General features: G+C 63.8%; 17 protein-coding genes. 1 reads left to right on the forward strand and 16 read right to left on the reverse strand.

Annotated features, from left to right (window positions below; all coding sequences use genetic code 11):
* Positions 1-24: 24 nt before the first annotated feature.
* The 8 genes from secG to trpB form a co-directional block, all read right to left on the reverse strand.
* Positions 25-456: a preprotein translocase subunit SecG gene (gene secG / locus ACREP4_RS02210; RefSeq protein WP_431594559.1), complete on the reverse strand. Its 432-nt coding sequence runs from the start codon at positions 454-456 to the stop codon at positions 25-27.
* Positions 457-484: 28 nt separating this feature from the next.
* On the reverse strand, positions 485-1,240 hold the full coding sequence (gene tpiA, locus ACREP4_RS02215) for a triose-phosphate isomerase (protein ID WP_431594560.1): 756 nt from the start codon (positions 1,238-1,240) through the stop codon (positions 485-487).
* 163 nt (positions 1,241-1,403) lie between these two features.
* A complete protein-coding gene (locus tag ACREP4_RS02220; RefSeq protein ID WP_431594561.1) occupies positions 1,404-2,342 on the reverse strand; it encodes an isopenicillin N synthase family dioxygenase in 939 nt (312 codons plus the stop codon).
* Between the two features lie 73 nt (positions 2,343-2,415).
* Positions 2,416-3,771 carry a phosphoglucosamine mutase gene (gene glmM, locus ACREP4_RS02225; protein ID WP_431594562.1) on the reverse strand — a complete coding sequence of 452 codons (1,356 nt, stop codon included), beginning with the start codon at positions 3,769-3,771 and terminating at the stop codon, positions 2,416-2,418.
* Positions 3,771-4,652: an acetyl-CoA carboxylase, carboxyltransferase subunit beta gene (gene accD / locus ACREP4_RS02230; protein ID WP_431594563.1), complete on the reverse strand. Its 882-nt coding sequence runs from the start codon at positions 4,650-4,652 to the stop codon at positions 3,771-3,773. Before accD ends, glmM begins: the two co-directional genes overlap by 1 nt.
* A 353-nt stretch (positions 4,653-5,005) precedes the next feature.
* Entirely contained in the window at positions 5,006-5,809 is an 804-nt protein-coding gene (gene trpA / locus ACREP4_RS02235; RefSeq protein WP_431594771.1) for a tryptophan synthase subunit alpha, read from the reverse strand.
* Positions 5,810-5,816: 7 nt separating this feature from the next.
* Positions 5,817-6,422 carry a hypothetical protein gene (locus tag ACREP4_RS02240; protein ID WP_431594564.1) on the reverse strand — a complete coding sequence of 202 codons (606 nt, stop codon included), beginning with the start codon at positions 6,420-6,422 and terminating at the stop codon, positions 5,817-5,819.
* A gap of 11 nt (positions 6,423-6,433) precedes the next feature.
* Positions 6,434-7,651, reverse strand: a complete 1,218-nt coding sequence (gene trpB / locus ACREP4_RS02245; protein WP_431594565.1) for a tryptophan synthase subunit beta — start codon at positions 7,649-7,651, stop codon at positions 6,434-6,436.
* Positions 7,652-7,746: 95 nt separating this feature from the next.
* Between trpB and ACREP4_RS02250 the strand changes: the two genes are divergently transcribed.
* Complete coding sequence (locus tag ACREP4_RS02250; RefSeq protein ID WP_431594566.1) at positions 7,747-8,637, forward strand: LysR family transcriptional regulator; 891 nt, start codon at positions 7,747-7,749, stop codon at positions 8,635-8,637.
* A 169-nt stretch (positions 8,638-8,806) separates the two neighbouring features.
* On the opposite strand, the gene ACREP4_RS02255 is transcribed toward ACREP4_RS02250, so the two are convergent.
* The 8 genes from ACREP4_RS02255 to ACREP4_RS02290 form a co-directional block, all read right to left on the reverse strand.
* Positions 8,807-9,901 carry a toxic anion resistance protein gene (locus ACREP4_RS02255; RefSeq protein WP_431594567.1) on the reverse strand — a complete coding sequence of 365 codons (1,095 nt, stop codon included), beginning with the start codon at positions 9,899-9,901 and terminating at the stop codon, positions 8,807-8,809.
* Positions 9,902-9,966: 65 nt separating this feature from the next.
* On the reverse strand, positions 9,967-10,695 hold the full coding sequence (locus ACREP4_RS02260; protein ID WP_431594568.1) for a hypothetical protein: 729 nt from the start codon (positions 10,693-10,695) through the stop codon (positions 9,967-9,969).
* A 10-nt stretch (positions 10,696-10,705) separates the two neighbouring features.
* Positions 10,706-16,057 carry a DNA repair ATPase gene (locus ACREP4_RS02265; protein ID WP_431594569.1) on the reverse strand — a complete coding sequence of 1,784 codons (5,352 nt, stop codon included), beginning with the start codon at positions 16,055-16,057 and terminating at the stop codon, positions 10,706-10,708.
* 134 nt (positions 16,058-16,191) lie between these two features.
* Positions 16,192-18,195, reverse strand: coding sequence for a hypothetical protein (locus tag ACREP4_RS02270; RefSeq protein ID WP_431594570.1), 2,004 nt, complete (start codon positions 18,193-18,195; stop codon positions 16,192-16,194).
* Positions 18,195-18,878, reverse strand: a complete 684-nt coding sequence (locus ACREP4_RS02275) for a hypothetical protein (protein ID WP_431594571.1) — start codon at positions 18,876-18,878, stop codon at positions 18,195-18,197. The genes ACREP4_RS02270 and ACREP4_RS02275 overlap by 1 nt, the downstream gene beginning before the upstream one ends.
* A gap of 177 nt (positions 18,879-19,055) precedes the next feature.
* A complete protein-coding gene (locus ACREP4_RS02280) occupies positions 19,056-19,727 on the reverse strand; it encodes a phosphoribosylanthranilate isomerase (RefSeq protein WP_431594572.1) in 672 nt (223 codons plus the stop codon).
* Positions 19,724-20,497, reverse strand: a complete 774-nt coding sequence (gene truA / locus ACREP4_RS02285) for a tRNA pseudouridine(38-40) synthase TruA (RefSeq protein ID WP_431594573.1) — start codon at positions 20,495-20,497, stop codon at positions 19,724-19,726. The genes ACREP4_RS02280 and truA overlap by 4 nt, the downstream gene beginning before the upstream one ends.
* A gap of 44 nt (positions 20,498-20,541) precedes the next feature.
* Complete coding sequence (locus tag ACREP4_RS02290; RefSeq protein ID WP_431594574.1) at positions 20,542-20,901, reverse strand: VOC family protein; 360 nt, start codon at positions 20,899-20,901, stop codon at positions 20,542-20,544.
* Positions 20,902-20,911 lie beyond the last annotated feature (10 nt).

Genomic DNA, 20,911 nt, shown 5'->3' on the forward strand with positions numbered 1-20,911 from the left:
GTGCGCCGCGTATTGTAACCGTCTTCAGTCTTTTTGTGAGCCTTCGACCGGCTTTTCTTCATTCCCTGACGGAATATTTTCTGCCGGGACAGTTGCCTGCGGCACTTCGCCCACAGCCGCAGCCGGCGGAGCGGCCTGCAGCTCACCGGCCGGCACTGCCGGGGCAGCCACCGGAGCGACGGCTTGCGACATCACACCCAGGCCTTCACCCGTCGGGCGAGCACCATGGGTGGCGTACCACGCCATGAACAGACTGATGCCGAAGAACACCACGGCCAGCCACTTGGTGGACTTGGACAGGAAGTTGGATGCACCACGCGCACCAAACACCGTCCCGGAGGCGCCCGCACCAAAGCCGGAGCCCGCAGCGGCGCCGGAGCCACGCTGCATCAGGATCAGCGCGATCATCGAGATCGCCACCAGCACATAGACCACATTGAGGATCAACATCAGCATTTTTGAAATCCGTCCCGGACAATTCCAGTTAGCGACCGGCGGCTGCCCTCGCGATGGCCAGAAAATCGGCCGCCACCAGTGAAGCGCCACCTACCAGCCCGCCATCCACGTCAGGCTGTGAGAACAGCTCTGCTGCATTGTCGGGCTTGACGCTGCCACCATAGAGGAGCGGCAACGAATCGGCGATTCTAGCATCGCGCTCGGCGACTACGCCACGAATGAACGCATGCACGGCCTGCGCCTGCTCCGGGCTGGCGGTGCGACCGGTGCCGATCGCCCATACCGGCTCATAGGCCACCACGGCTTTGGCGAATGCCTCGACCCCGGCCAGCTCCAGCACCGGCGCCAGCTGCGCGGCAATGACCTGCTCGGTCTGGCCGGTTTCGCGCTGCTCCAGCGTCTCACCGACACACAAGACTGGGATCAGGCCAGCATGAATTGCCGCCACGAACTTGCGCGCCACCAGCTCGCTGCTTTCGTGATGGTACTGACGCCGCTCGGAATGGCCCACCAAGCCGTAGCGCGCACCGACATCCACCAGCATCGTCGCCGACACTTCGCCGGTATAGGCGCCCTTCTCATTGCAGCTGACATCCTGCGCGCCAAAGGCCAGTGCAGTGCCCTCGAAGTCTTCCACCAGATCGCCCAGGTAAGGCAGTGGCGGCAGAATCACCAACTCCACACCTTCCAGTGGCAGCCCAGCGGCCACCCGCCCCACCAGTTCGGTGGCGAATTGACGACTGCCATGCAGCTTCCAGTTACCAGCAACGATCTTGCGGCGCATCCTGAGCCACTCCCTATAAAAAATGTGGGCAAAGGATAGCTGAAATAGCGACACCAGCAGGACAATCGCCGGACATCGCGGGACAAGATGCAAAAACGCCGCCGAGCCAATGGCTGCGACGGCGTCGTTTTCATCCCGACTGGCAGAGGCCAGCAGCCGGCACTTACTTCAGCTTGATCTCGCGCAGGCGCTCTTCAAGGAAGCCGTGGGCGGTGATCGCCTCCGGGTAGCGGCTCGGGTTTTCCGGAGTGATGCACGAGGGCAGCACATCAATCAGGAAATCCGGGTTCGGGTGCAGGAAAAACGGCACCGAATAACGCGGCTTGCGCGCCAGCTCGCCCGGCGGATTGACCACGCGGTGGATCGTCGACGGGTACACGTGGTTGGTCAGGCGCTGCAGCATGTCGCCGATGTTGACCACGATGGTGTCCGCGTCCGAAGTGAACGGCACCCACTCACCCTCATGCGACTGCACCTCCAGGCCGGCGGCGCTGGCACCGACCAGCAAGGTGATGAAGTTGATGTCGCCATGCGCACCGGCGCGGACATTGGGGATGTCCTCGGTGGTGATCGGCGGGTAGTGGATCGGGCGCAGGATCGAGTTGCCGTTATTGGTCTTGTCGGCAAAGAACTCCTGCGGCAGACCGATGTGCAGCGCCAGTGCCGACAGCACGCGCGAGCCCAGTTGATCCAGCTTTTGGTACAGGCCATAGCCGTGCTCCTTGAAGCCGGGCACTTCGCTCGGCCACAGGTTCGGCGGCATCACTTCGCGATACTTGGAGTCATCGCCGATCTCACGGCCGATGTGCCAGAACTCTTTCAGATCGAAATGTGCGGAGCCCTTGGCGGTTTCCACGCCGAACTGCGTGTAGCCCCGCGCGCCACCGCCGCCAGCGATGTGGTACTGCTTTTTGGTCTCTTCCGGCAACGCGAAGAATGCCTTGAACACGCCATACGCGGCGTCGATATCGGCCTGCGGAATACCGTGGTTGCGAATGCCCGCAAAACCCCATTCACGATACGCCGCGCCCAGCTCGGCCACAAAGGCCTCACGGTCGGTATCGAAGCGGGTGATGTCGAGGGTGGGAATACGGGAACTCATTCAACTACTCCAGAGAAAGGAACGGGGCGCCGGCTATTGAAACCGACGCCCCGGCAACAACCTATGATCCAGCTCAAACCTGTGCGGCAGCCGAACGCACTGCTTCGGCCAGGGCCTCAAGCGTGGAGGCCATCAGGCCAGCCTCATCAGCCTCGACCGTGACCCGCACCACCGGCTCGGTACCGGAGGGACGCAGGAATGCCCTGCCCCGCCCGGCAACTGCCGCCTGTGCCGCAGCCAGTGCAGCCTGCACCGGATCGCTCTTGACCACTTCACGCGCGCCCGATTCCAGTCGCACATTGATGGTTTTCTGCGGCACCGCAGACAGCCCCGCCATCGCCTGCCGCAGACTGATATCTGCCCGGCCCAGCACTTCCAGCACCTGCAGCGCACTGACGATGGCATCACCGGTGGTGGCACGGTCCAGGCACAGAATGTGACCCGACGCCTCACCGCCCAGCGTGCCATTACCTTCAACCAGCGCCTGGTGCACGTAACGGTCACCGACGTTGGAACGAACGAACGGAATACCCAGGCGCTCCAGCGCCTGCTCCAGCCCGTAATTGGTCATCAGCGTGCCGACCACCGGACCGCGCAGGCGGCCATTGGCCTGCCACGCCTTGGCCAGGATATAGAGCAGGCCGTCGCCGTCCACTGCCGCACCGGTGTCATCGACCATCAACACGCGGTCGCCGTCACCGTCGAACGCGATGCCCATGTGGGCGCCGGTCTCGACGACTTTGCGCGACAGGTTGTCGATATGCATCGAACCCACGCCGTCATTGATATTGACGCCGTTCGGCTCGGCGCCGATGGCAATCACCTCAGCACCCAGCTCGCGGAACAGCAGCGGCGCGACGTGGTACGTGGCGCCATGGGCGCAATCCAGCACCACCTTGAGGCCGTGCAGATAGAAATCACGCGGCACGCTGGCCTTGCAGAACTCGATGTAACGGCCGACCGCATCGCGCGCGCGCACCGCCTTGCCCAGGTGCTCGGATTCCACCGTGGTGAACGGCTGATCCAGCGCTGCTTCCAGCGCCAGCTCAGTGGCGTCGTCAAGCTTCTCGCCTTCGCCGGAAAAGAACTTGATGCCGTTGTCGTAGTGCGGATTGTGCGAAGCACTGATGACAATGCCCGCGTCCGCGCCCAGCGTGTGCGCCAGAAACGCCACTGCTGGGGTAGGCATCGGGCCGATCAACTGCACGTTGGCCCCGGCTGCAACCAGGCCCGCCTCCAGTGCCGACTCGAACATATAGCCGGAAATCCGCGTGTCCTTGCCAATCACCACGGTCGGCTGGCGGCCCTTGCGCTCGACCAGCACGCGACCGAGCGCATTGCCCAGGCGCAACACGAAATCAGCAGAGATAACGCCCTGCCCGACCCGACCGCGAATGCCGTCGGTACCGAAGTACTTGCGGGCCGCCATCACTCAATCACTTCTTCGTGCTGCGGCTGACGCATCATCATCGCCAGCAGGTCAGCCAAGCGGTCACGCATTTCGCGGCGGTCGCAGATCTGGTCGATGGCGCCGTGTTCGAGCAGGAACTCCGAACGCTGGAAGCCTTCCGGCAGTTTTTCACGCACGGTCTGCTCAATCACGCGCGGGCCGGCGAAGCCGATCAGCGCCTGCGGCTCGGCGATGTTGATATCGCCCAGCATCGCGAACGAGGCCGACACGCCACCGGTGGTCGGGTGGGTCAGCACCGAGATGTAGGGCAGACCGGCTTCACGCAGCTTGGCCAGCGCGGCCGAGGTCTTGGCCATCTGCATCAGCGAGAACAGGCCTTCCTGCATGCGCGCGCCGCCGCTGGCGGAGAAGCACACGTAAGGCGCGCCCATTTCCAGCGCAGCCTCGGCAGCCAGCGAGAAACGCTCGCCGACCACCGAACCCATCGAGCCGCCCATGAAGGCGAAGTCGAACGAGGATGCCACCAGCGGGCGTCCCTTCAACAGGCCGCGCATGGCGATCAAGGCGTCGTATTCGCCCGTGTTTTTCTGGCTGGCCTTGATGCGCTCGACGTATTTCTTCTGATCCTTGAACTTGAGCACATCGGTCGGCCCGAGGCGGGCGGCGATCTCGGTGGTGCTATCGGCATCAAAGAGCGCTGCCAGGCGCGCGCGCGCGCGGATGGCCATGTGATGTCCGCACTTCGGGCAGACCTCAAGGTTCTCTTCCAATTCGGGGCGGTACAGGGCCGCGCCACAGCTGCTGCATTTTTCCCAAAGACCCTCTGGGACGCTGCGCTTCTTGGACGGTGTGTTGTCGGTGCGGATGCCCGACGGCATCAACTTGCTGAGCCAACTCATGCGGAATGATGGTTCCATTCAGGGCGGCCCGAAGGCCGCGACAGGGCCGACAGTCTAGCTCACCGCTGCGACCACGGCGCATCCTGATTGGCTCGAAACCCTACTGCTGCGTACGTTTGCACTGTGCCAGACCGCCCGCCGCCGCACGACCAGATCCTGCTATCTGCCATTGAAATGCGGCCTTGGGCAGGGTGACAAGAACACGGCGGCCTGCTTTGCTGCGCTCCATGCAGCCCGGGGAAGCGCAGCGCCCCCCCCGGGGCTACACTGCCCGCCCGTTTGTCGGCGCAGGCACCTATATCGCTTCGGTAGAAGCCTTCTGCTTTCCCGCCCGCACCGTTTAACCGGCTGCTTCAGTTCCCCAGAGCTTGGCGCAGCGGCTTGAGGAAACGGCTGGCCGCCTCGGCGGCTTCTGCGGGACTTGCCGCGTCGGCCATGACTGAAACCAAGGCACTACCGACCACCACGCCATCGGCATCCACCGCCATGGCGGCGGCGCTGGCCGCATCCTTGATGCCGAAGCCAGCCACCACCGGCACCGTGGAACGGCTGCGCAATTGCCGCAGCCGCTCGCCGGCCGCGACGCTGTCCAGACGCTCGGACGCACCGGTAACGCCGGCAAAGCTGACGTAGTACAGATAGCCCTGCGCGGCGTCGCACAGGAGGTCGAGACGAGCATCCGTACTGGTTGGCGAGGCCAGCAGAATCAGCGCCAGCCCGGCGGCAGTGAACGCGGCACGGGTTTCCTCGGCCTCTTCCGGCGGCAGGTCCACCAGCAACACGCCGTCTACGCCAGCGGCAACCGCCTCGCTGGCAAAGTTGGCGGCGCCTCGGATCTCAACCGGATTGAGATAGCCCATCAGCACCACCGGCGTGATCGCATCACGCGCACGGAATGCTGCCACACTCTCGAAGAGGTAGCGCAGGTTCGCGCCCCGGGCCAACGCGTGCTCGGAACTGCGCTGGATGGTGGGGCCATCGGCCATCGGGTCGGAAAACGGCACGCCCAGCTCGATCACATCCGCGCCGGCCTCGACCAGCGCATGCATGACCGGCACCGTGGCTTCCAGCAACGGATCGCCCGCGGTGATGAAGGGAATCAGCGCCTTACGGCCGGAGGCCCGCAGACGGGCGAAACAATCGTCGATTCGGGTCACGGCCATCTCAAGCACATCCTTCAATCAGTTCAACCGCTTCAGGCTGGCCCCAGTAGATCGAGGTCACCAACCCATTGAGTGTTTCCAGGCGAATGGCCAGCTTGGCGGCCTTATCGGTCCAGGTCAGGTAGTCGCCATCGGGCGAGACATACGCATGCGGGCTGGTCACCACACCGGCGGGAAGGCGCTTCTTTGCCTCGATCACGCTCATGCCCACCCACACACCGAACGGCAGTACCGGAGCGTCTGCTGCCGGCGCATCGACCTTGATGCTGGGATCGTCCATGCCATCCACCTCGAACCGGGCGATGTGGTCGGCCAGCACCATCATCGACATGCCTTCCGGCAGACTGCCCTTGTCGTAGTACTCGCAGTCGCCTTCCATCAGTTCGCGCATGCCCGCCGAGACGAACACCTTGTCTCCCGGCGCCTTGCCGAACGGAGCGCCGATGCGCAGCTCGCCGAATTGAGCGAGATCAGCGGATGACGAAGCCACAGATGCCGCTGCAGGAACCGCAGCGCTCGAAACCGGCGCTGCAGGCGGCGCCACATCCTGCTCGGCCGGCTTGCAGGCAGCCAATGCCGCCACCGCGCACAACAACGCGCCTCGCATGACCGGGCCGTTCACAACACCAACCCTTCGCGTGCGGCGATGGTGTGCACGTCCTTGTCACCACGGCCGGACAGGTTGCACAGCACCAGCGCATCCTTGGGCAGCTCGCGCGCCAGCTTGATCGCCTGCGCGACCGCGTGGCTGGATTCCAGCGCCGGCAGAATGCCCTCGATGCGGGTCAGGCGATGGAACGCGGCCAGCGCCTCTTCGTCGGTGATGCCGACGTATTGCGCGCGACCGGTATCGGACAGGAACGAATGCTCCGGGCCGACGCCGGGGTAATCCAGACCGGCGGAAATGGAATGCGTCTCGGTGATCTGGCCGTCGTCATCGCACAGCACATAGGTGCGATTGCCGTGCAGCACGCCGGGGCGACCGGCCGAAATGGACGCGGCGTGGCGACCGGTATGAATACCGTCGCCCGCTGCTTCGGCGCCGTAGATCTTCACTTCACGGTCGTTGAGGAAGGCATGGAACAGGCCAATGGCATTGGAACCACCACCGACACAGGCGGTGATGGCATCCGGCAGGCGACCGTAATCTTCCAGCATCTGCGCGCGCGCCTCGCGGCCGACGATGGCGTTGAAGTCACGCACCATGCGCGGGTACGGGTCCGGGCCGGCGACGGTGCCGATGATGTAGAAGGTGTCGCGCACATTGGTCACCCAGTCGCGCATCGCTTCGTTGAGCGCGTCCTTGAGCGTGGCCGAGCCGCTGCTCACCGGCACCACGGTCGCGCCCAGCAACTTCATCCGGTAGACGTTGATCTTCTGCCGCTCGATGTCGGTGGCGCCCATGTACACCACACATTCGATACCCAACCGCGCCGCCACGGTGGCAGTCGCCACGCCGTGCTGGCCGGCGCCGGTCTCGGCAATGATGCGGGTCTTGCCCATGCGCGCGGCCAGCAAGGCCTGGCCGATGGTGTTGTTCACCTTGTGCGCGCCGGTGTGGTTCAAATCCTCGCGCTTGAGCAGGATCTGCGCACCGCCCACATCCTTGCTCAGGCGCTCGGCGTGGTAGATCGGGCTGGGACGGCCAACGTAATGCTTCAGGTCCTTGTCGTAGGCGGCAATGAAGGACGGATCGGCCCGCGCTTGGTCGTAGGCGGCGGCCAATTCCTGCAGCGGCCCGACCAGCGTTTCAGCGACGAAGCTGCCGCCGTAGCGGCCGAAATGCCCGCGCGCATCGGGGAAGGCGTGGAAATCAGAGATCGACGGATCAGTCATGGCATCACAGCTTACGAAGAACAGGTCTGCACTCTAACGCAGGCCAGATGACATAAAAATCGATTCTTTCGCGGCCATATGTTAGAAAAACTCACATGAAACCCAGCCAATCCCTGCCTTCACTCAACGCCCTGCGCGCTTTCGAGGCCGCCGCCCGGCTGCGCAGCGTCAGCCAGGCCGCGGCCGAACTGCACGTCACCCACGGCGCGGTAAGCCGGCAACTGCGCGCGTTGGAAGACGAACTCGGGCTGGCCCTGTTCGAGCGCGATGGGCGCGGCATCCGCCCGACCGCGGCGGGCAATCGTTTGCTGGAAGCAACCTCCGGGGCGTTTTCACAGTTGCGTGACTGCATCGCCTCGCTGCGCCGCCCGCAACGTGGCGACGCGTTTGTGCTGGGCTGCCCCGGCAGCCTGCTCGCCCGCTGGATGATTCCGCGTCTGCAGAACCTGCAGCGCGATCTGCCGGGACTGACCCTGCACCTGGCCGCACAGGACGGCGACTTCACACCCCACCTCGACGGCCTGGATGCCGCGCTGCTGCTCGGCCAAGCGCCGTGGCCAACCGGATGGACCGTGCACACGCTGGCGACCGAACGTATCGGCCCGGTGTTCAGCCCGTCGATCAAGGGCGCACAGGTACTGGCGCATCAGCCAGCCGACGCGGTGCTGGCCCATGAACTGCTGCATACACGCTCGCGCCCGCAGGCCTGGCCGACCTGGGCCGCGCTCAATGGCATCGAGGCCGCCGCGCTGCGCTACGGCACTGGTTTCGAGCACCTGTATTACCAGTTGGAAGCGGCGGTGGCCGGGTTGGGCATCGCCATCGCACCGGAACCGCTGGTCGCCGACGACCTGGCCAATGGCCGATTGATCGCACCGTGGGGTTTCGTCGATACCGAAGGCTGCTGGGCCTTGTGCACGGCTGGCAACAACGACGACCCGCGCGTATTGAAACTGGCAGAGTGGCTCCAACGCCAACTCGCCTGAGTCCCAGTGCAGGAGCGGCCTTGGCCGCGAAGCTGATGTTCTGCACGCCGTACGCGAAAGCCGCAACCCGGCATTGCCGGGTTACAGGTTATTTCTGCAGCCGAACCTTCGCTTGCTTCGCGGCCGAGGCCGCTCCTACATGCTGCGAAGTCGATTGGCGTTGGCGGCGTCAGCCCTGCGTCGGGGCGGCCAGGCGTTGCTGCACATCCTCGCGCAGGCGCGCCAGCTCTACTTCGGCCTGCTGCCGCTGCTGCATGCCTTCGCGATGGATGCTGCGCACTTCTTCGACCGTGGCAATCAACTGCTCGTGCACGTGCCGCAATGTGGCCACGTCAATCACGGCGCGTTGATTGGCCTTGGCGGTTTCCACCGAGGTTTGACGCATCAGGTCCGCATTGCGGCGCATCAGCTCGTTGGTCGCGTCGTCGATGGCGTTGGACAACTCAACTGCGTTTTTCTGCTCGCCCAGCGACAGCTGGATGGCGAACTGGCGCTTCCACGAGGGAATGGTGATGTCACGCACCGCGTTGAATTTTTCAATCAACTGAATCGCGTTGGCCTGGATCAGCCGGATCATCGGCAGCGACTGATCAGCCGCGTGCTGCATCACCGTCAGATCGCCGACGCGCTTGTCCAGCAGGCGGATGGCGTTGTCGATCTCGCCACGGCGGATGCGCGATTGCGGATCCTCCAGGCCCACCAGCGATTGCAGTTCACCATTGAGCTCAGCCAACCGCTGCTTGCCTGCGGCGACATGCAGACCAAGACTCTGCCGCTCGTCGCGGACGATGGCGTGCATGCGGTCGAACTCGCCAACACGTTGGCCCATCGTCGCCTGCTGCGTACCGACGTCGCGCATCAGCTGTTCGATCTGCTGGTTGGTGTCACTGAACTTCTGCACCAGCTCGCCCTTGGAGGCGCGCATGCGGTCGATCAGGCCGCCGATCACCGGCACCTTGGAGCGCTCATTCAAGCCGTCGAGTTTCAGCGAGCGGGCAATGCGCACCACCTCGCCCAGTTTGTCGCCCGACGCATCCAGGTCGCGGTTGCGGACATGCTCCAGCAACTGCGTGGAGAACGCAGCGCTCTTGCCGGCGGCTTCGCGCCCAAACACATGCAGGTTGCCGGGGCTGATGTCGTCCAGGCTGCGCGTGATCTGGGCGATCTGCGGGCGGTCGGCTTCGGTCAGGCCCAAGGCAACCAGCGCGGTGACATCCAGCGCCACGGAGAATTCGGCCGGCACCGGCATGTTGTCCTGGGTCATCTGCAGCTCTCCTTGAGGATGATGCGCGGCGCGGCGCGCGAGTCTTGGAACACGATTGAAGCGTTTCAGCGAAGTCTAGCCTGCATCGCCTCGACCTCGGCCAGTATCCGTGCCTGCGCGTCCGCTGCCGAGGCCAGCCGTGCCGACATGCCCGCCGCCTGGGTGGCCAGCACCTGCTGCCGCCACAGCGGCAGCAGCACGTCGCGGATGCGCTGATAACGCTCCAGCAATTCGACACCCTGCGCATGCAGCAGCTGCAGCTGCGACGCTTCCAGCGCACGCAGCCGAGCCACGCTGCGCAGGTGCTGCAGACGCCGCTGCAGCGCAGCAGATATCAACTCTTTATCTGGACCGACCTGTGCCTGGACATCGAGCAACACGCGCTCGCCCGCCTCGGCCCAGGCATCAATCGCATTGACCGCAGCACCGACAAAAGCGGCCTGCTCCAGCCGTACCGGCAACCCGCGCCGCAAGTCGGCGACGATGCCGTCGGCACGCAACAGGCAGACATCCAGCTGCCCGGCCAGGCGTTCGGCCTGCGCCTGCGCTTCCACGTCGCGCCCCAGCAGCCTCCCCAACAAACCAACGCTACGACGAATGGCGCCGACATCGTGCGCGCGCATGGCCTGATGGATGTTGTCCATCTCAGCCACCAAACGCACGGCGGCATGGTCGTTGTCGGAAGGCGATGTCTTCTGCTCGACCACCGCCAGCAGCGGCGCGCCATAGTTGGCCACCGCCAACGGATCCTCCAGCGCCAACGCAGGAACCGGCGGCTCCGGCAAACCGATCATGCCAGCAGACTCAGGATTCACCGGACGCATCGTCCTTATGACTGCCCTGCTGGCCCGGCACCACCACTTGGCCACCGTAGAAGTGCCGCATCAGGGCTTCATCCAGCGCCTTCTCTTCCGGGCTGCGTGCTCGGCGAACCCGCGGCGTGGGCTTCTCTGTCGCGGGTTCCTTGGCCAACCAGTCACGCAGTTGCGCCGCGAGTTGCGTCAACGCGTCGCCTACTTGACCTTGGCGTTGCTGCGAATCGGCCAATGCGCGCAGCAGCGGCTCGAAATCCTGCACCGGCGCCGCCAGCGGCGTTTCAGCCTGCGCGACAACGGGCGTCGGCCGTGCGGCCACTGCCTGCAGCAAGGCAACGATCTGCTCCCACGGTACTTCCGACGCTGCAGTCACCGGAGCTGCGACCGGCACCTCATCGGCGCGCAGCCCCTGCAGGCCACTGGCGATATCGGCCAGCTGCGCGACGACGCGCGCGCCGGTATCGGCATCGTCGCCGCCCATGGCCTTGTCGCGCATGAAGTCGCGCTTGATCTGCTCCCAACGTGCCAGCTGCGTCGCGTCCATCACTTCGCGCAATTCGGCGAGCTTGAGCAGGTTTTCTTCGGAGCCGCTGGTGAGCAGCTGCGACTCGCCAAGGTAATGGTCAGTCACCAGCTGCTGCAGCTCGGCGGCATTCATCACCGGCGAAATCTTCTCCGACAGCTTGTTCATGTTGCGGTAGCTGCCCTGCAGCCGGAACGAGGGCTCAACGCGGTACTTGTCCGACTGCGCGGCGCTGGCGATGTATTGCTGGTTGACCCGATACACCACCTCGCGCACCTGCATCAGCCGCTCCAGCGTGGCGACGATCTCGTTGATCTCCGCGCCGCTGTAGGCATGGCTCAATGCATTGGTCGAAACCTCCTTGCCGCTGGCCTTGTCCACCAGCACATAGAGATCGGCCAAGTCGCGCGTGGCCATCGGCGCCAGTACCTGGCTGGAGGTGAGGCTGTTCTCGATATAGCTGAGCTTGAAGGCCTCTTCCATTCCGCCGAGTACATCGCCGAGGTTGTAGATATCGGCACGGTTGGCCAGCATATCCGGCACTTTGAACACTTCGCCGGACTCGGTGTACGGGTTGCCGGCCATCACCACACAGAATTTCTTGCCACGCAGATCGTAGGTCTTGGTGCGGCCTTTCCACACACCCTCAATGCGACGGGTGCCGTCGCACAGCGAGATGAATTTTTGCAGAAATTCCGGATGCGTGTGCTGGATGTCGTCGACATACAGCATCGTGTTGTTGCCCATCTCCAGCGCCAGATTGAGCTTCAACAGCTCCTGCCGCGACGTGGCATCCGGCGCCTGCTCGGGATCCAGCGAACGCACTTCGTGGCCCAGCGCCGGGCCGTTGATCTTCATGAAGACCAGGCCCAGACGATTGGCCGCGTACTCCATCAACGTGGTTTTGCCGTAGCCGGGCGGGCTGATCATCATCAACAAGCCCATCAAATCACTGCGCTTATTCTCGCCAACCGTGCCCATCTGCTTGGCCAGGTTGTCGCCAATGATCGGCAGATAGACGTCGTTGATCAGTTTGTTGCGCACGAACGAACTAAGCGGGCGCGCCTGGAACTCGGAAAGCCGCAATGCGTCACGCTCGCGCGCACTGATGCGATGGCGCAGCGCCTGATAACGCTCGAAGCCGGGCTGAAACTGGTGCCGATGCGCCTGCCAGCGGCCAAGAAAATCATCTACCGACAATGGCAGATGTCCTTCGCGAATGCGCGGGTGCTCGCCGAGCAATCCAGCCACATCGGCGATCAGCGTCACATCGCGCACCTGGCTGCGCAGGCTGCGCTCAGCCAGCAGCATCGCCACGGCCTCCGGCACATAGCCCGCCAGCGCGACAAATTGCGGCTGACTGCACATTGCCTGCAGCCAATGTTCGACCTGTGCCCACTGCAGCGCCGGCCGCTTGGCCAGCTTCTGCAACGAACGATCAAATGCTTCGCTCTGCGCTGCGACCTGCAGCTGTTCGCGCAGACCATTTACCAGCTGCCGCGCATAGCCGCTGAAGCCAAACGTCGGTTCGCCAGCCGCCAGTTCGGCGAGCAGGTAGTCCGCACCGGTCATTGCTGCGGCCGTGTCGAACGACAGCTCGTTCTCCGCCTGAAAAGCCGCCAACGCCTCCGCGATTTCACTGCGCAAGGCATCCAAGCCTTCGCGTGCAGCAAACATGCGGGCGATGGCAAATGCGCCTGCGGCGCGCTCGACCCACTGCACAACGTCTTCACGTTTGCCTTCGCGCGACCAGAACAACAACGCCAACGCGCGCGCAGCCGGCGCATGGACCAAGGCACCAGCGCTTTGATACAGCGGCAACAACGCCTGCAGAATCAGCGTGGCGTCGTGGTCGTGAATGCCTTTTTCGTAACCTTCGCGGTAACGCGGTGCTGCGAAGTCGCGCACACGCTTACCGAGCACGTCGGCCTGCGCCGCATCGCGCAGCAGCAGCTCCACACTCAATCCGTCGCGGCCGAGGATGGCCGCATCCAGAATCAAACCGGCCAGATACTCGCCGCGATACAGCGTGGGCGACTCCGAATCCAGCGTCACCGGCCAGTAATCGCGCAGCGCTTCCAGCTCCGGATCGACAATGGATTCGTAGTAGTCGGTTCCAGTCAGGTGCACCGACAAGCCATCACCGCGCGGCAGGATGGTCAAATCCAGCGGTTGCGTATTGACGCTGAAACGGTGGCGACCAAGGCGAATCACATTGCCGCCGCTCTCGAACAGATCGCTGCGATCACGCAATGCACGCACCGCTTGGTCGCGCACGCCTTTCAAGCGCGCGTCGACATCATCGGCCTTGACGCTGTCCTTGTACTCACGCAGACGCTCGGCCAACTCACGCAACTTCAGAATCAGCGGATCGCCGGCAAAGAAGGCATTGAGCTCGTCCACCGTGGTAAAACGCTCGGCGCGTTTGGCCAAGCCCTCAAGAATACGATTGGCGGCATCCAGCACCGACTGCGCCTTGCGCTGACGGGCATCCAGCAAGGTCTGCTTGTGCGACTCGAAGGTGTCCAGCAACTCCTCGCGCTTGTTGAGGATGTCGCCAAGGAACTGTTCGTGCTCGCCGAACTGGCTCTCCAACTCTTCCAGCTGCACCATCAAGCGCGACAACTGTTCGTCGGCGCGCTCAGGATCGGTCGCCAGGCCGAGTGCGCTGGTGATGGCCTGACTGAACAGCGAGAACTGCGCGCCGAACTGCGCAACGGCCTCGGCCGAGCCCAGCGAACGACGGCGCTGGTCAGCACGTGCGCGCGACTGGTTGAGCTTGGCGTAAATGCCGGAAATCGCCTCGACCACGCGTGTGCGCTGCGCGGCGTCATCCACCTTCAAGCTGGCCATCAGCTCGGAGAGCATGTCCAGCTCGCCCGACATCGCCTGCATCTGCTCGATCTGCGTGGACAGCTGTTTTGCGGTCTCCGCCTGCTGGGCGATGGAGTCCAGCTCCTGCAGGCGTTCGCCAAACGGCAGCAGCGCCTTGTCGCTACCGAGGAACTCGCCCGTCGCCACGCCGACGCGATCATGCGCATCCTGCAGCGAAGCGTTCATCGCATCAATCGCGGCGACGTCCACATAACGGAAGTCGCGCACGGTCAACAGCCGCCCGCGCAGCTTGCCGACCTCGCCCAATGCCTCGACGAACTCGCTGATCCTCGTCCAGTTCTGCGGCTGCACGCGACCAAGCAAGGCGCGGTGCTGACCGGTGACGTCGGCCATCGCCTGCGCCGACTGCTTGCGGATGCTCTCGACTTTCTCGTACTCATCGAGCATCGATTCGCCGGTCGCACTGATCTCGCGCAGCAGCGTGGCCGCGCCTTCGCAGTTGGCGTCGTCCAGCCAGTGGTGCGTATCAAACAGACGGCGTGCGTTGTGGGTCAGCAACTCGTAGCGCTGCAATGACACCTCGCGGCTGTCGATCTCACGCCCCATGTCCAACAGGTTTGAGATGCCGCGCACCAACTCGGCGTTGCCGATACGCGCCATGAAGCTGGTGCCGGCCGGCCGGTGCGCGGCGAACTCGTCACTGCTGAACGGCGTCTGCCAGACCTGCATCGGATGGATGCGGGTCGGCTCCTGATTTTCGGCGTTGAACAACACCATGCGGCCGTCGCGCAGGAATGCGTAACCCAGCCCGAACACCGGATTCTGCAGCGCCCTCTGGATGCTGTTGTAAACGAACAGCGCCGACTTGCCCGCCTCGCGTTCGTAGAAGATGTACAGCATGTCCTCGCCGTTGGGCGAGCGGATGGAGCGCTTGTAACGCATGCCCTGCATCGAGGCATCGAATGCCTTGTGTTCGCCGCTTTGCAGGTAGTAGCCACCGGGAAAAATAATGCCGTGGTCGTCCGGCAGCTGCACGCAGGCCTGGACGATGGCGTCATTGCGCACCACCTTGCCGGTCAACGTGTTGAAGATCAGCCCGCGACACACGTCCTCGCGATACGGCTGCACCTTGAGCAGGATCAGCGAACCCACCTGGGTGAACTCGATGTCGGCGTCATCCACCGACTGGGTGCTGTCCTCGACCGGCTCGCTGTAGACGCCCTGCCCGGTCTCGGTGTTGTTCTCGACCTTGATGGTCAGGTCGCCGCCGGTGGTTTCCACGAAGATCGTGTCGAGGATGTTCAGGTGCGGGAAGCGCCCGGTCACCAACATGTCGCGGCTTGCCCGCGTCCACTCGAAGTCAAACGGCGGCGGCAACGCGATGTCGCGCTCGCCGCGTGCATCGATGTAAGTCAGCTCGCCACTGGGCGGCAACGACCAGCGGAACACCCGCACGTCGCTGCTGCGCTCACCAATCTGAAACGCGGCCAGCAACTTGCCGTCGCGCACGATCAGCTGCAACAGCCGCGCATGCTTGTAGTAGGCGTAAAGCTCGGTGAAGTCGTGCACAAAGCCCGGCTGGGCGAGGAAACTGGTTTTCAGGTCAACCGGGGTAACGTCGTAGCCCTCGGCGCCTTCCACCATGCGGTACAGGCCAAACACATCCTCGACGCGCGTCTGCGTCTTCAAACCGATGAACACGTTGTAGCCGAACAGCAACAGGTCATCGCCGACCTGCACGATGTCGCGGCCGACGCAGTTGTTTTCGGTGCGGATGCGGAAGCGCCCGGCGACCTCCATGCGGCTGTCGCCGAACTCCTGCAGGCGCCGTTGGTTCATCACTTCGACCAACTGCCGCAGGCGCGTGCCTTGATCGCTCAGGCGCTTGCGCAGTACCTCGTAGGCGCCGCCCTGCGCCACCGCTTGATCGGCGATGGAACCGGCATCGGTCGAAACTGCGGAGTCCTGGTTTGTATCGGCCATCGGTTGTTCCCTGCCATGACGCCGCGCGGCCGATCAGCAGCAGAGCGAGCGCCATCATTCACGCCAGCACCGGAACCACGCCCGGCACCCTCGATTGAACGCCTGGGCGATGAACCGCCCAGGCGCGTGCTCACTCAGCCTGCATCCGTCTCGGCAGCCGCACCGCCATTGGTGAGCTGCCTGGACGGTTTGCCGCGTGCAGCCATGTCCACACCCAGGTAGCGCTGCATCAAGTCCTGCACGATCGGACTCTTGTCGGTGAGGCCCTCAATCGACCGGCCCAGCGACACCGCCTTGACCAGATTCTCGAACATGCCGCCGTCACCGCCGACCATGTCGATGTCGGCATTGCGCAATGCACTGGCGACGATCTCGGCATTCTCCTTGGACACTTCCTTGCCGGCATCCAGCGTCGCCATGGCCTGCTTCAGGCTGGTTTCCAAGGTCATGCGGAACTCTTCGTGACCGCGCGCCGTGTCGCCCAACGAATCGATCGCCAGGAACTTGCGGGTCAAGCCTTCGGCTTCGGCCGACAGCTTCTTCTCGATCACCGAAGCTTCGGCCAGGCCCAGCGTCTCGGTCGCAGTCGCCTTGGCGCGGCCCATCTGCTCTTCGCCCAGCGCATGTGCGGCCAGCTGCTCGGCCAGCACGCGCGCCTCGGCGCTGCCCTGCTTGAAGTTGGCATCGGCCATGGCATCGACCACGCGCGCTTCGGCAATGCCGACCTTCTCGATAGCCAGCGCACCGGCTTCCTTGACCTGCGCATCCGCCAGACCCGGCGCCGCACGTTCGGCGCGGACGCCATCCGCCAATGCCTTCTTGGCTTCGGCCTGCTTGCCGGCGGCGTCGAACTCCGCCTGTGCCAGCGTGGTGATTTCCACCGCCTTGTGCTTGGCGGCAGCCTCGCTGGCCTCGGCTTCCTTGACCTGCTTGAGCAAGGCTTCCTGCGCCCGGGCTTCGGCTTCCAGAATGGTGACCTGCTTCAAGCGGTCGGCCTCGGACACCTGACGCACTTCCTTGATGCGTTCTTCTTCCTGCGCAACGGTCTTGTCGATGGAGATGCGTTCGCGGGTGATGTTGGCCACGTCCATCTTGCCCTGCTCGACCACCTTGTCACGCTCCACGCCCTGCAGCTGCACTTCGCGGTCGGTGGTGACCTGCTCCAACTGGCGCGCACGCGCAACGCGCTCGACTTCAATGGCGACTGCACGCTGGCGGTTCTGCTCGGCCACTTCCACTTCGCGCAGGCGGTTCTGATCGCGGATATCGATCAACTGCTGCGCCTCGATGCGGGCGTTCTCCGACAGCTGGCGCTGCTCTTCCTGCACCTTGAGCGTCTCTGCTTCCTCGCGGGCGCGAATGGTTTCCACCTCACGCTTCTGCCGCGCTTCGGCTTCGGCCTGCTCGCGTTCCAGCGCAAGCGTGGCTTCCTTGGCTTCGACATTCTTCTTGGTGATGGCCAGTCGCTCGTTCTGCGCCAGGTCATTGGTGATGACGTTCTGCGCAGCGGTCAGCTCGGTGATCTTGCGGATGCCTTCGGCGTCCAGGATGTTGCTCGGGTCGAGCAATGACTTCGGCGTCTGTTCCAGGTAATCGATGGCCACGTCTTCCAGCGCGTAGCCGTTCAGATCGTTGCCGATCACCGCGATGATTTCGTCGCGGAACTCCTGGCGCTTCTCGAACAACTGGGTGAAGTCGAACTTCTTGCCGACCGTCTTCAGCGCTTCAGAGAACTTGGCGTTGAACAGTTCGTCCACCGCGTTCTTGTCCGATGCACGATCGGCGCCAATGGCTTTGGCCACGCGCAGCACGTCGGCCTGGGTTTCGTTGACACGCAGGTAGAACGCCACGGTGATGTCGGCGCGCATGTTGTCACGGCAGATCAAGCCTTCCTTGCCACGGCGATCCACCTGCAAGGTGATCAGGCTGATGCGCATGTGTTCGGCGCGGTACAGCACCGGAATGATCAACGCACCGGTGAAGTGCACCTTGGGCGTGGCGCTCATGTCGTTGACGATCAGCGCAGTGCCTTGGTCAACTTTTTTGTAGAACGCTTTGAACAGGCCTGCCAGCCCCAGGAAAAACACCAGCAGGATGCCTACGCCAATTACGAACGGGGCCAGCGCAGCTAGACTCATCAGTGGATCTCCTTGTCGCCTGAAACGTGAGGAATGGAAACGTCCAACGCTGGCAGTTCGGCATCGCCGACCACCAGGTAGTGATTGTGTTCGCGCAGATAGTCGACCAGGCGCACCTGGTCGCCGCGCACATAGCGGCGGCCATCGCGGCTGCGCACCTGCAGGATCAGCCCCGCGCCGCCGTCATCGACCTGCGCATAGCCGTGTTCAGCCGTGACCTCGGGGGAAGTCACCCGCCCGGCTTTGCCGAGAATGGATTCCTGTTCGACCGGACGCAGCTTCATCAGCAGGCGGCGGATAGGCCGCAACACCCACGAAGAAACCACCGCACCGGGAACCAGCGCACCGATAGCCACGGCGCTGCCAATGCCCCAGCGCAGCGGCGTGGGCAGAGATTGAAGCAGGAAGAGGTGGACCAGATAGGTGATCGTCCAACCGAAGAAAGCCAGCAGCAGTACCACCAGCATGGTCGGCGCACCGCCCAGACCCAGCCGCGCGAACATCGCCGCCAGGCCAGTGGCTCCGTCATCGCCGGAATGAAAATCGGCACCATCGCCGCTGCCAATGCCGCCGTCATCGACGATGCCGGTCGCGGCCAGCATCCAGTAGATCACGGCAAAGCAAAGCACGACGCTATATGGCAGCGTCGGATATGACAGCACTACATCCAGAAATTCCGCCATGTACCCTATCCATGTGGCACTCGGCTACCGTGCGGCTCGCTCCTTTCCATCGTGGAAAGACGCGGGCTATCCCCGCAGGCATCCGTGCATTCGCCCTTGCCGCATCATAAGGGAATACCCCTACGCAGGAACGCCCGGCACTCCGGATTGCCAATCGCCATGACTCAGTGTGTGACGTCAGCCTGCAGATTCAGTTTCATCGACAGCGGCGTCGGCACGGCGCACTTCCTCGACAAACTGACGCATCTTGTAGCCGTCCTTGAGGCCCGGCGCGGACTCGATGCCGCTGGACACATCCACGCCCCAAGGCTGGGTCACGAGAATGGCGTCATGCACGTTTTCCGGGCGGATGCCGCCGGCCAGCAGGTACGGGCGGTGCACACCGGACGGAATCCGTGACCAGTCGAAGGCCACACCGGTGCCGCCACTGCCGCCCTGCGCATGGCTGTCGAACAGGAAACCGGCCGCATGCGGGTACATCTGCTGCAGGCCGCGCACGGTGACTTCGGCGCCGCCGCCCATGGCGATGGCCTTCAGGTACGGCATGTTGAAGCTGCGGCAGAACGCGTCGTCCTCGTCACCGTGAAACTGCAACAAGGTCGGCCGTACCGCGCGCAGCACTTCGCGGATTTCCTCGCGATTGTTGTGTTGGAACAGCGCCACCACATCCACCATCGGCGCGATGGCCTGGCGCATTGCCCGCGCCTCGGACGGTGCCACGCGGCGTACGCTGCCTTTGGCGAAGATGAAGCCGATGGCGTCCACGCCCAGTTCGCTGGCCAGACGGATATCGCCGGCACGGGTCATGCCGCAGAACTTGATGCGGGTACGGAACAAGGTACGGCTCATAGCGTCACCTCTGCCGGCAATTGCCAAGCATCAGAATACAGCGGCCCGACGAACACCAGCCCCTGCGGCGGCGCAGTCGGCCCAGCCAGATTGCGGTCACACCCAGCCAACAGCTCGCTGATCCATTCCTCCGGCTTCTCACCAGCCCCCACCATCAGCAGCGAGCCGACGATATTGCGCACCATGTGATGCAGGAAGGCATTGGCTTGGACCTGCACTTCGACCACGTCGCCCTGACGACTCACCGTGATTTCGTGCAGGTGCCGGCGGCCGTGCGTTGCCTGGCACTGCGAGCTGCGGAATGCACCAAAATCGTTCTCGCCCACCAGCCGCTGTGCGGCGCGATGCATGGCATCGGCGTCCAACGCGCGGCGCTCCCAGCTCAATATCTGCCGATACAGCGCCGGACGAATCTGGCGATTCAACAAGCGATAGCGGTACCGTCGCGCCTTGGCCGAGAAGCGTGCGTGAAATGCATCATCGACCGGCACACACCAGCGCACGCAGATCGACGGCGGCAGATGTGCGGTGGTGCCCAGCACCCAATTGCGCGGCGAGCGCTCCACCTCACTGTCGAAATGCACCACCTGGCATTCACCATGCACGCCGGCATCGGTGCGGCCGGCACAGACCACGGTGATCGGCGCATTGGCCATTTTTGACAACGCATCCTGCAGCGTCGCCTGCACACTTACGCGGCCGCCTTCCCCGAGCTGTTGCCAGCCCTTGAACTCGCTGCCGTCATATTCCACGCCCAGCGCGTAACGCATCTTCAAACCTCTTGTTTTCAGGCGCCGCAGAACGCGGCTGCCACTTAGTCGCTGTCGCGCTCGGACCACACCGCCAGCTCATTGCCACCGGGCTCGATGAACTGAAAACGGCGGCCGCCGGGGAAAGTGAAGATCGGCTTCACCACGTTGCCGTCGCGGGCTTCCACCTCGGCCTGTGCCGGCGCCAATTGCGCGGCGTACAACACCAGCAACGGCGCACCCGCCTCGGAAGTCACCGGCGTGCCGCGAAAGAAGCCACCTTGCAGCAGCCCGTCATCGAAAGCGGTGTAATCGGGGCCGTAATCCTCGAACGTCCAGCCAAACACCTGCTCGAAGAAACGACGGCTGGCGGCCGGGTCGCGCGAGGCAAATTCCACATAATCGATACCACGTTCGCGCTTCATCTCAAGCCCC

The organism is Stenotrophomonas sp., assembly GCF_050737575.1.
Classification (GTDB): Bacteria; Pseudomonadota; Gammaproteobacteria; order Xanthomonadales; family Xanthomonadaceae; genus Stenotrophomonas.